Here is a 10,704-nt window from a genome sequence, read left to right on the forward strand (position 1 = left end):
CCGCCGAAACCTCGGCCAGGATATTAATAACGCATCGGAGCTCCACTGGCTTCTGCAGGGACGATGGAGCGCCCGGGCGCATCGGTCTCCAGGATGCTGGGGCCTTGCTTGAGCGGGAACGTGATGTGGCATTGAGCCCCACCCGGGGTAATGGTCAAGCTTGCACTGCCGCCGAGTTCGTACGGAATACGGGCCTCGATCAGCTCGGTGCCAAATCCACGTCTGCGCGGGCTTTGCGCCGCATCTTCTGAATGTTCCGGAGCACCCGTTTCCTTCCACTCGAATATCAGCCAGGGCTCGTCGTCTTTTGTCTCTACGGACCATGTGGCCACGACCTTCCCCGCTGTCACTGCAAGCGCTCCATGCTTGACCGCGTTGGTTGTCAGCTCGTGGATGGCAAGGGTCAACACTTCCGTGGTTTTGGGCGATAACACGATATCCGGCCCGTTCATGACGAACTGACCTGCGTGAGTGGCTTGCGCGAGAAGTTCGTCGTGGACGACAGTATGAATTTCAACGCCTGTATTCGCCTGGTGCGTCAGCAACGCCTGGACGCGGGCGAGCGCCAGCAGCCTCCCCTCGAGTACGTGCGAGTACTCCTGAACATTTACTGCGTTGCGGGCCGTGCGAACCACGATCGATCGTATGACCGCCATGATGTTGCGCACCCGGTGCTGAAGTTCGCCCAGCAGTACGCTCTGGTGTTCGACAGCCAGCCGGGCTTCCGTGACGTCCTCGGCCAGACCGCCGATTCGTTGCACGCGGCCCTCGTTGTCGAACAGCGGAAAGTCGGTATTGCGTATCCACCGGAACGTACCGTCGTCGGGGCGCTGGATGCGGAATTCGTGCACCACGGCTTCGCCCTGCATGGCCTTCTCGATGTGCCCCAAGGCTACGTCGCGATCCTCGGGCACAATAAGGCTCGCCCACCGCCGCATGTCGCCGAGGAACGCGCTTGGCTCCACGCCATAGATGCGAGCGATGGCGGGACTGACATATTCCATCGCGAGAGTCGCGGCATCCCTGATCCACATACCGGCGGCCGAGGCATTGGCGAATTGCTGGAACCGCGCCTCGCTCTCGCGCAGCGCCGCCTCGGCGAGCTTGCGCGCCTCGATGTCGATGTTCACGCCGGCCCATTTTTCGATCTGGCCATTCGCATCGAGTACCGGCGCAGCCCGGACATTGGTCCAGCGCCATCCACCATCCGGGGCGCGAAGCCGGAACTCGGCGTCGACGACGCGGCGAGCCGCCATGGCCTCCCGCCACTGCCGCTCGGCGTAGGCGCGATCGTCCGGATGGATCGCCTCCAGCCAGCCGTAGCCGAGCCATTCGTCCAGGGTCTGGCCGGTGTAGGCTCGCCAACTGGGGCTATCGCGCACTACAAATCCCTCGGCGTCGGTCTCCCATACCGCCTGGGTCCAGCTCTCGATCAGGAGCCGGTGCCGGACTTCGCTGTCCCGCAAGATAGCGTCAGTACGGCGGCGCTCGGTGATGTCGTCGTAGAGGATCGCAAAGCGATCGCCGGCGAGTGGATAGGCCTGCACTTCGAACCACCGGCCGAAGGCGGGCTCCTCGCGCTCGAACTGTTCGGGCTTGCCGGTATCCACGACGCGCCCGTAGACCTCCAGCCACGCGGGATCGAGATCACCTACAAGCTCTCGCGCAGTCCGGCCGAGCGCGTCGCTCGCCGGGATGCCCGTGAGTCGCTCGAATTGTGGATTGACGGCCCTGGTGAGGTAGTCGAACGGGTGCCCGTCGGCGTCTCGGATTAACTCGTTCTCGAGGTAGCCCTGCCGCATCGTCTCGAACAGGTTGCGGTAGCGCGCCTCGCTCTCGAGGAGCGCTGACTCCGCTCGCCGTCGCTCGCTCTGCGATACCGTGAGCAGGGCAGCCTCAGCCACACTCGCTCGTCGCTCCGCGTCGGCAAGCTGTAGGCGCAGTCGTTCGACATCGGCAGGCTCGGTCATGCTCCCGTATACGCGTTTCAGCGGTGTTGCCGCAATAGGACGGACGGCTGCAATTGACAACAAAACGGTGAAGGAGGTGGCTTTACGACCGAGATTTACCTTCGTGAAGACCAAAGACGCGTCATCGACGGACAGTTGACGAACGACCCATGACGCTTGCGCTTTAGAGGAGCCGATCATGGGTGACGACAAGCCGAGCCGGGGGCCTGCGGACAAGCAGCGCATCAACGTGCACGAGAATCATGAAATCCGGTACTGGACCCGAGCGCTCGGCGTTACCGAGGAAAGGCTCCGCGAGATAGTGGGTCGGGTCGGTGTGATGTCCCGGGATGTCCGAGCTGCCATCAAGCAGTGAGCGAGTTCACATGGCCCGGACCGCCGCGCGCAGCGGTGCTATCAGGCCTGCTGTAGCTCGCCTTGCATGGATAGCGCGTTGGGCACCGCCGCGCCTCGCGCGGTGTTGTCGAAGATGCACCACGCGTCTCTTCCGGAGGTCCGCGCGCGCTCCATCCGGCCGGCCGTGGTCGCTATAAACGGCTCGTCATAGGACGACTGATAGATCTGCGGCGAGCCGTGCAAGCGGAGGTAGAGCATTCCCGCGCTATCCGGGTCGGCCCTACCCGCTACAGGTGCCGGATCGGCCGACACCCAGGCCACATTAGCTTCCGCTAGCACCTCAGCCCCACCTTCTGTGAACCACGAGGCGTGCCGTGGTTCGCAGACAGCAGGAACTGCCGTGAGGGTCCTCAACAGGGAGAAGAACCGGCTGGCGACTTTTGGTTCCAACGCCAGGCTTGGAGGGAGTTGGATCAGCAGGCAGCCAAGCTTTTCTCCGAGGCCCGCGACCTCACCGTAAAACCGGCGCAGGGGCTCATCGCAGTGGTCCAGACTAAGTTCGTGGGTAATCGAACGCGGAACCTTCACGCTGAAAGCGAACCCAGCAGGAACACTCGCCGCCCACCGCCGATATGTTTTCTCCTGGTGCGGCCGATAGAACGAGCTGTTGATTTCGACACAGGAGAAGCGCTGTGCGTAACGCTCGAGATGGCTTCCTCCAGCCGGGAATTCGGCGGCAACTGCCGCTGGCAAGGACCAGCCCGCACACCCTACCCGCGCGATCGCCACGGCGCAGACTCCTCGTCAGCCAATGACGTACTCAATAGGCTTGAATCGAAAGTTATTCGACAAGCCCGCCGAACATGCAGTGAGGCCGATCACCAGATCCATCTGCGCGACAAACGAAGTGGTATCTCCAGCCTTGCTCAACGGTGGTTCGACCGAGAGCGCGCCAGTCGTCCCGTCTACCTGCACGTTCATGAACACATTAAACGCGGTCGGGATACAGTCCGGCGCGATGCCGTACGGCTCGAGGGCCTCGGCCAGGTTCCCGAAACACCCACGGTGCGGTTCCGTGTGCCCGTAGAGCTTCGAGAACATCTCTTTTGAACACGGGGCCAGCAGGAAGTCGTGACGCTTAACGTCGTCCTGCCCGATCACCAGCATGGGACTGCTTCGGTTCGAATACAGGGTATCGCCCGTGGTCAGGAGGAACTTGCTCGCGTAGTCCAGCGAGCGTCCGCTCGATAACCACTCGGCCGTGTCATCGGCATTAAATGCTACGAGGTCACTCACTTGCTGCCCTTCCGGGTCGATAACCGTCAGGCGCTGGCCACGCCGGAGGACAAAGGCCGTGCCGCTCTGCGGCGGGATCGTAACTCGGTTCAAGCCGTCTTCCTCATGGGGGACATGGATCGCGGTGCGAATGGGCATTGCCATTCACCCGTGTTGTTACGCCCGCTGTACTGTCGGGCTTCAGAGGTTGAACCGTGAACAGCCAGCATCGGGTTGGACGACCCATTGCGCTCAATGTCCTGGTCGATGATGGCTGACTTCAGCCGATCGTAGCGACCTTCCTGGCGCAGGAACTCAAACTGGGCATGCAGGTTGAATACGAGCGCCGCATGGGCCAGCCGGCGGCCCGGGCGCGAGGCTCCGGGGTGCAATCCGACCACATAGAAGCCCTTGCCACCAATGCTCATGCTGAAAGCCGGGTCGTCGGGATCGTCGCTTACGGCGGGATCCCAGCCATACTCGCCACGATCAATATCATGGATCCCCTGGAGGCGCCTGAAGAGCAGCTTCTCGAAAGCTTCCTCTGCCATGGGTGCTCCATCGACGAAATGGACCACAAGGCTGTGGAACGTGTCCTCGGGCTTTTGCGCGTTCGCGAAGGCCGCGATGTCACGAGCGAGCCTTGCGTCATCCGCAGGGCAGGCCATGGCGCCAGCAAATACATGGGAGACCTGGCCGCGGCGATGGGCCGTAAGACCCATAAAGCATGGAAAGGAATCGCCCTCGAGCAGGCGGTTGAATTCGGCGAGTGCCGTCTTTTGGGCGTTTGCAGTCATGCGCCCAGCCTGTCTGCGAATCCGTGAATCGCGGACAGAAAGGTGTTGAAGACGGCGACTACATAGGTGAGGCCCTTCACGGCGGCCTTTCACATCCCCGGCGGGACGGGAGCGGCGTTGTGCATACGGCGTACAGGGTGTGTCACGCGGACCGCCCCGCGCTGACGCGTATTCACGCCAACCGCACGTCAGCCTGCAGTCCGGCCTATCTCGCCGCTGGCCCTGCCCCTCTTTCGACTACTCAGGTAAGCCCGCAACGGAATGTCGTAGAACCTCATGACCAGGTACGCGAACCCGACCATGGCAAGTACGCCCCCGATCACCACCAGCGCCAGCTCCGTGGAACCGGGATGGGTCTTGTCGTAGTAATTGCCGAATACATAGATGACGGCGTAGTGCGTCATGTAAAGCGGATACGAGATCTCACCGGCCAGCTTGCAGAACTTTTTCGAGCGTTCGCCCAGCGTGGCTCCCGCCCCCAGCATTACCAACAGCGGAAAGTAGATGATCATCACGGCCGCTTCCCGGATCCAGCCGCCCTTGGCGTATGGCATCACCAGCGCGAGCACGAGTAGCAGCGCGGGAAGGAAGAAGCCAAGCCGGTTTTTGATGACCAGGCCGTATCGATAGACCAATAACCCGGCCAGGAACGAGAAGTTGACGCGGGCAGCGCCGACCCAGAAGGTCTCGCCATTAAATCCGGCCCACAGGTTGCCGTACCTGTAGCCCACGGCGCAGAGAATCAGCGCCGCGCCTGCAGTAACTATGCCCAACGCCCGCCGGCCAAGCCGGCACAGGAACAACGCGTAGACGATATTCGCGACGTATTCCCAGAACAACGACCATGCAGGCGAGTTCAGGCTGAACAGGCAGAAGCCGCGCTCCTGCATGGCCGGGTAGGGAATCAGGAAGAGCGACGCCAGGAAGATAAGGCTGACCTGCCCTGCACTGTACGGGAGAGCTCCCGACCGAAACGGATCCACATACAGTGTGATCAGACCGAGCACCGACCCAAACACCACCATCGGATGCAGGCGAATCAGCCGGACCCTGGCGAAGCTCCATTTCCCCATGGAACCGATACGATCGTCATACGCATAGCCGATGACGAATCCGGAAAGACAGAAGAAGAAATCGACCGCCAGCCAGCCATGCCCGATAAACAGGTCGCTATAATTGCCGATCACCATCTCCATGAAATGGAAGACCACAACGGCTATAGCGGCGACGCCGCGCAGCCCATCGAGGGCGGGAAAGTGTTTCCGGGCTGGGGTGGGCGCCTGGATGTCCGTTAGAGCCGAAATGGGCATGCCTTGCTGCTTGCTTAAAACCGAGGTCAACGGACCACACTAGAGCAAGCCGCCTATAACCGATAGCGACCTTGTCACGTCGGCGGGTGCTGGTCATCATTAGCCGGTATCAGGGATATTCCCATATCGATCAAAGGCATCCCCATGCGCGTCCATTTCGTCGTCCACGAAGCTTTCGAGGCACCCGGTGCGTTCGAGACCTGGGCAAAAGCCCGGGGCCACGCGATCACGTATTCGCGGGTTTATCTGGGCGAGTCCCTACCCGCCTCGGCAGAAGATATCGACCTGCTCATCGTCATGGGCGGACCGCAAAGTCCGGCGACTACGAAGGAAGAATGCCCGCACTTCGACGCAGCCGCGGAATGCGAGCTCATCAGCGATTGCGTGAAAGCCGATCGCGCGGTCATCGGCGTCTGCCTGGGCTCGCAGCTCATCGGCAATGCGCTAGGCGCGCCGTTCGAGCACAGCCCCGAAAAGGAAATCGGCAAGTTCCCGATCGCCCTGACGGCGGCCGGCGTCGGCCACCCCATGTTCCAGCACTTCGGCGCGACGCTGGATGTCGGTCACTGGCATAACGACATGCCCGGCCTTACCAAGGACGCCGTGGTCATTGCCTACAGCGCGGGCTGCCCACGCCAGATCATCGAATACGCGCCGCTGGTCTACGGCTTCCAGTGCCACATGGAACTGACGGCACAGGAAATCGAATTGCTGATCGCGGCCTCGGAGGCGGAATTCCCTGCGCTGACGAGCCATCGCTTCGTGCAGCAGCCGGATGCCCTCCGGGCAAACGACTACCGCGCGATGAACGAAAAGCTGTTCGGCTTTCTGGATCTGCTTGCTGCCGCTTGCCGTCGCGAAGCGGCCATGCCCACAGCCTGAGGCATCAATGGTTCGCCATCGGCGAAGGTGCGGCAACTGCGGTGGCCGTCGCGGTCGATGACGATTTCCACTCGATGTGCGTGCTGATGAAGGAAAATGCTGCCGTGCCTACGGGCCCGATGACGGCGACCAGAAGCACCATGCCCCAGACCTTGTGCTTCCAGGACACGAGGTCTTTTACGTCCCGCTTCAATTCCTCAAAGGGCTTCTTGAAGCTCACGAATTCCGGGCCCAGCGCATCGACCTTAACGTCGACACGCCTGACATACGCTTCTACATCCTTGACGGATGCGTCGAGCTGGGTGATCGACCCTTCGATGCGCTTGATGTGTCCTTCAAAGCGGACCTCCATGGCCTTCATGGAGCTTTCGATCCGGCCTTCCATCGACATCATGGCGCCGAAGAAGCGTTCCTCCGCGCCTTTGAACCATTCCGAGTGGTCCTCGACCTTCTGGTCCACCCGGGAGAGGCGAGACGTGATGTCAGTCAACGGATCGATGGCTAGCGGAACCTGTGTTCGCGGCACGTAGTGCCAGCCCTGCTGCTCAACGTGCTCCAGGCGCGGCTGTACGGCTTCTTCGATACTCATGCGCTTCCCCTCTCTGCTTCGTCGAGAGCGGAGCTTGAACCAGTTTCCGCTGCTTCAGACGTACGTTCATTCTCATCGCGGCGCCACGCGAAGGCGATGATGCATCGCGGCTGTTATCGATCAATGAGTTAGCGGCCGCCTCTCCGGAGATTCGCAGCGTTTCCCCTTCACATTCGACGTGCCGGAGCTAGCTTCGTCTTGCCCCTTCGCGCCCCGCCGCGCCTTTCGCGCCTGAGACGCATCGTAGATCGTCCTGTGTCAACTACTAAGCATGTAGTTGACAACACCTCACCCACCGGCCTATATCTACTACACATCTAGTAGATAACCACACGGGGAACTACGCATGAAGATCTCACTCGCCGGCTTTGCGCTGCGCGGCTCGGTCGTTATCGCCGGTATCCTCGCGGCCCCCGCCGCCACTCGGGCCGCTACCTGCCCTACTCCCGATGAGGCCGCAGGCGGTCCCAGCAACGCCCACACCCGCCATATCGAGACCCACCTGCAACCCGCGGTCATCAAGCAGGGCGATCAGCCATTCACCCTCGCCGAACGCATGCAGCACTACGGCGTACCCGGGATAAGCGTCGCCGTTATCCACAATGGGAAAATCGATTGGGCTCGAGGCTGGGGCGTTCGCGATACCGTGGGTTGCGCGCCGGTAACACCGGATACGGCCTTCCAGTCGGCGTCGATCAGCAAGGTGCCAACGGCGGTGCTCGCCCTGCGCCTGGTTGAACAAGGCAAGATCGGGCTGGATGCGAACATCAACGATGCGCTCAAGTCCTGGCAGCTGCCAAAGGATCCCAAGCTTGCGCCGAATGGAGTCACCCTCCGCCAGCTGCTGAGCCACACCGCCGGCCTCGGCATGCACGGCTTCAGCGGCTATGCACCGGGCGACAGACTTCCTACTCCGGTGCAGCTCCTGGACGGCGTCCCGCCAGCCAACACCGGCCCTGTGCGCAGCATTCTCCCGGCGGGTGCCCAGTTCGAATATTCGGGCGGCGGATATGTCATTACGCAGGTTGCACTCTCCGATGTCACGGGCTTGCCTTTCGATGAACTGGAGCAACGCGAGGTCCTGCGCCCGCTAGGCATGACTCGCAGTTCGTATACCCAGCCCCCATCCGAGTCGATCCGCACCAACATCGCGTTCGGCCATGAGAACGGCAGCCCGATTCCGGGTAACTACGAGGTACTTCCCGAGGAGGCTCCCGCAGGCTTGTGGACCACGGCCAGCGATCTGGCCGGGCTGCTTATGGATATCCAGGCCTCCGCTGCCGGGAAGAAGGGTCACCTGCTTTCACCCGCCATGGCCCGGCAGATGCTGACGCCAGTGAAAGACAACTGGGGCCTTGGCGTCTTCCTCTTCGAGAATGGCGCTCCGCGGTTCGGCCACGATGGCGTCAACCGAGGGTTCCAGTCGTTCATGGTGGCTTACACCGGCAAGGGCGAGGGCATCGTCGCGCTGACCAACGGTGGCGACGGCCGCCGGCTTATGGAGGAAGTGGTGCGTGCTGCCGCGACCGACTACCGCTGGCCTGAGATCGCCGCGCCAGCCACTGAAGAAAAGACGCTTACACAAGCCCAGCTAAGCAAGGCCAACGGCCGTTACGTGGGTGGCGGCTTGGATGCGAAGGTGGAGGCGCGCCCGGATGGACTGTATGCCGATGCGGGCCGGCCCGAACGTTTGATCGCACTTTCGCCCCGGCGCTTTCGCGTGGAGTCCCTCGGTATCACGGTTGAGTTTGCCCCCGACTTCTCGAGCATCGCGATCGTCGAGGGCGGCCCCCCTATGAAATTGCTGCGTGTCGCGCCAAAGCAATGAGGAGCTGCGCGCCAGCGACGGCAACCCCTCAAGCCATCAGGGTGTCATCACGATCTTCCGACAGTCATCTTCCTTCTTGTCGAAGATCTCGTAGCCGCGCGCCGCGTCGGCCAGCTTCATGCGGTGCGAGATGATGATGTCCGGATCGAGGCTACCTTCCTCGATAAAGTCGAGCAGCTCCGGCAGGTAACGTTGCACATGGGTCTGGCCCATCGCCAGGGTCAGGCCCTTATCGAACGCATCGCCGATCAGGAACGCGTGGATGAATCCCGCATAGACGCCCGGGACACTCACCACGCCACCACGGCGCGTCGCTGTGATGCACTGGCGCAGGACTTCACCGGAACTGGCTTCGAGCTTGAGCGTGCTGAGTACGGTCTCGGTGGTACTCCCCTTCGCCTCAAAGCCCACGGCGTCTATGCTGGCATCCACGCCACGCCCACCGGTGTTCTGCAGGATGAACTCAGATGGATCCACGGCGCTGAAGTCGACCGGGATGACGTCATAGGCGCTCACGGCGAAGTCCAGGCGGTACTTCACCGAGTCGATCATGTAGATGCGCTCGGCGCCAAGCATCCGGGCGCAGGCGGCGGCCATCAGGCCGACCGGACCCGCACCGAAGATCGCAACGGTCGAGCCCGCCCCCACCTCCGCGTTGAGCACCGCCTGGTAGCCGGTGGGCAGGATGTCCGAGAGGAACAGCACGCGTTCGTCCGAGAGACTCCCCGGAATCACAAAGGGCCCGACGTTGGCCTTCGGAACCCGTACGAATTCCGCCTGGCCGCCAGGCACGCCACCGTATACATGTGAGTAACCGAACAGCGCCGCGGGGGGCGTCATCTTCGGGCGCTTGCGCAGGCTCGCACCCTCATCGGGATTGGTCGTCTCACAGGCGGCAAACTGCTCGTTCGCACAGAAGAAGCACTGCCCACACGCGATGACAAACGGGATAACCACGCGGTCGCCCTTATTCACATTCGTGACGCCGCGCCCTACGTCTTCGACAACACCCATGAACTCGTGGCCGAAAATGTCACCGTCCTTCGTCTCGGGAATCTTGCCGTGGTAGAGGTGGAGATCGGACCCGCATATGGCCGTGGCCGTTACGCGAAGGATGAGATCGTCGTCTTCGACCAATACAGGGTCGGGCACATTCTCGACGCGTACGTCCTTCGAACCGTGGTACGTGAGTGCTTTCACAAGAATCTCCTCGGCGAAAGCAGCAGGTTTCCATGCGGTGCTTCTATAGCTGGTGACGACTTCACGCCCAGAATTGAACGCTGCGCATGCAGTGGCGAGGCTCAGGCTGGAGGCTCGCAACGGGAGACACCCATGAACGACGACAAATCAGCGCACGCCGATACCACGCCCCACCAGTACGACCAATCAGCCGACAAGCGGGTCGAGAAGCAGCCGGCGAAGAAGGAATCGCCGCAGCAGGAACACAACGATGAAGACCACGGCTGAGGGCGCCCGCATGGCTGACCGGGATTACAAGCCGCAATCGGGCGACCGCAACCTCAACTACGTGGCAAAGCAGGACAAGCCGCAGCAGGAGAAGCGCGACAAGGCCATTCAGGAAGGGGAAGAAAAGATGGATAAGGCCTCGAAACGCGACGAAGGTGTGCGCTAGCAGCCGGAATATCGCTGAACGCGCGGGGCTGGGCCGTGTGTCTTTGCACACGGCCTTGACATGTGTGACGGCAGGCTCATGTGT

Annotated in this window: 12 protein-coding genes; 5 read left to right on the plus strand and 7 right to left on the minus strand. The window is 61.9% G+C overall.

Translation table 11 applies throughout. The annotated features are described in order from the left end of the window. Positions 1–23: 23 nt before the first annotated feature. A complete protein-coding gene (locus ACZ6YI_RS15565; protein ID WP_465779453.1) occupies positions 24–2,150 on the minus strand; it encodes a PAS domain S-box protein in 2,127 nt (708 codons plus the stop codon). On the opposite strand from ACZ6YI_RS15565, the gene ACZ6YI_RS15570 reads away from it, so the two are divergent. Further along, a complete protein-coding gene (locus ACZ6YI_RS15570; protein ID WP_465779454.1) occupies positions 2,149–2,325 on the plus strand; it encodes a DUF3606 domain-containing protein in 177 nt (58 codons plus the stop codon). The genes ACZ6YI_RS15565 and ACZ6YI_RS15570 overlap by 2 nt on opposite strands. Positions 2,326–2,366: 41 nt before the next feature. Here the strand turns inward: ACZ6YI_RS15570 and ACZ6YI_RS15575 are convergent, their stop codons facing one another. The 4 genes from ACZ6YI_RS15575 to ACZ6YI_RS15590 form a co-directional block, all read right to left on the minus strand. After that, complete coding sequence (locus ACZ6YI_RS15575) at positions 2,367–3,095, minus strand: DUF72 domain-containing protein (protein ID WP_465779455.1); 729 nt, start codon at positions 3,093–3,095, stop codon at positions 2,367–2,369. A gap of 15 nt (positions 3,096–3,110) precedes the next feature. Beyond that, entirely contained in the window at positions 3,111–3,695 is a 585-nt protein-coding gene (locus ACZ6YI_RS15580) for a DUF1989 domain-containing protein (protein ID WP_465779456.1), read from the minus strand. After that, positions 3,692–4,378, minus strand: coding sequence for a guanitoxin biosynthesis heme-dependent pre-guanitoxin N-hydroxylase GntA (gene gntA / locus ACZ6YI_RS15585; protein WP_465779457.1), 687 nt, complete (start codon positions 4,376–4,378; stop codon positions 3,692–3,694). Before gntA ends, ACZ6YI_RS15580 begins: the two co-directional genes overlap by 4 nt. A gap of 188 nt (positions 4,379–4,566) precedes the next feature. After that, positions 4,567–5,688, minus strand: coding sequence for an acyltransferase family protein (locus tag ACZ6YI_RS15590; RefSeq protein ID WP_465779458.1), 1,122 nt, complete (start codon positions 5,686–5,688; stop codon positions 4,567–4,569). A 144-nt stretch (positions 5,689–5,832) separates the two neighbouring features. Here ACZ6YI_RS15590 and ACZ6YI_RS15595 point away from each other — a divergent pair, with 144 nt between their 5' ends. Beyond that, positions 5,833–6,570: a type 1 glutamine amidotransferase gene (locus tag ACZ6YI_RS15595; protein WP_465779459.1), complete on the plus strand. Its 738-nt coding sequence runs from the start codon at positions 5,833–5,835 to the stop codon at positions 6,568–6,570. A gap of 4 nt (positions 6,571–6,574) precedes the next feature. Here ACZ6YI_RS15595 and ACZ6YI_RS15600 read toward each other — a convergent pair whose 3' ends face one another. Next, complete coding sequence (locus ACZ6YI_RS15600; RefSeq protein ID WP_465779460.1) at positions 6,575–7,159, minus strand: hypothetical protein; 585 nt, start codon at positions 7,157–7,159, stop codon at positions 6,575–6,577. Between the two features lie 346 nt (positions 7,160–7,505). Between ACZ6YI_RS15600 and ACZ6YI_RS15605 the strand changes: the two genes are divergently transcribed. Beyond that, positions 7,506–8,987, plus strand: coding sequence for a serine hydrolase domain-containing protein (locus tag ACZ6YI_RS15605; RefSeq protein ID WP_465779461.1), 1,482 nt, complete (start codon positions 7,506–7,508; stop codon positions 8,985–8,987). Positions 8,988–9,023: 36 nt separating this feature from the next. Here the strand turns inward: ACZ6YI_RS15605 and ACZ6YI_RS15610 are convergent, their stop codons facing one another. Further along, entirely contained in the window at positions 9,024–10,187 is a 1,164-nt protein-coding gene (locus ACZ6YI_RS15610) for a zinc-dependent alcohol dehydrogenase (RefSeq protein WP_465779462.1), read from the minus strand. 132 nt (positions 10,188–10,319) lie between these two features. Between ACZ6YI_RS15610 and ACZ6YI_RS15615 the strand changes: the two genes are divergently transcribed. Next, entirely contained in the window at positions 10,320–10,454 is a 135-nt protein-coding gene (locus tag ACZ6YI_RS15615; RefSeq protein ID WP_465779463.1) for a hypothetical protein, read from the plus strand. Next, positions 10,438–10,620: a hypothetical protein gene (locus ACZ6YI_RS15620; protein WP_465779464.1), complete on the plus strand. Its 183-nt coding sequence runs from the start codon at positions 10,438–10,440 to the stop codon at positions 10,618–10,620. Before ACZ6YI_RS15615 ends, ACZ6YI_RS15620 begins: the two co-directional genes overlap by 17 nt. Positions 10,621–10,704: the final 84 nt, after the last annotated feature.

Source organism: Luteibacter sp. NPDC104163, from assembly GCF_055584245.1.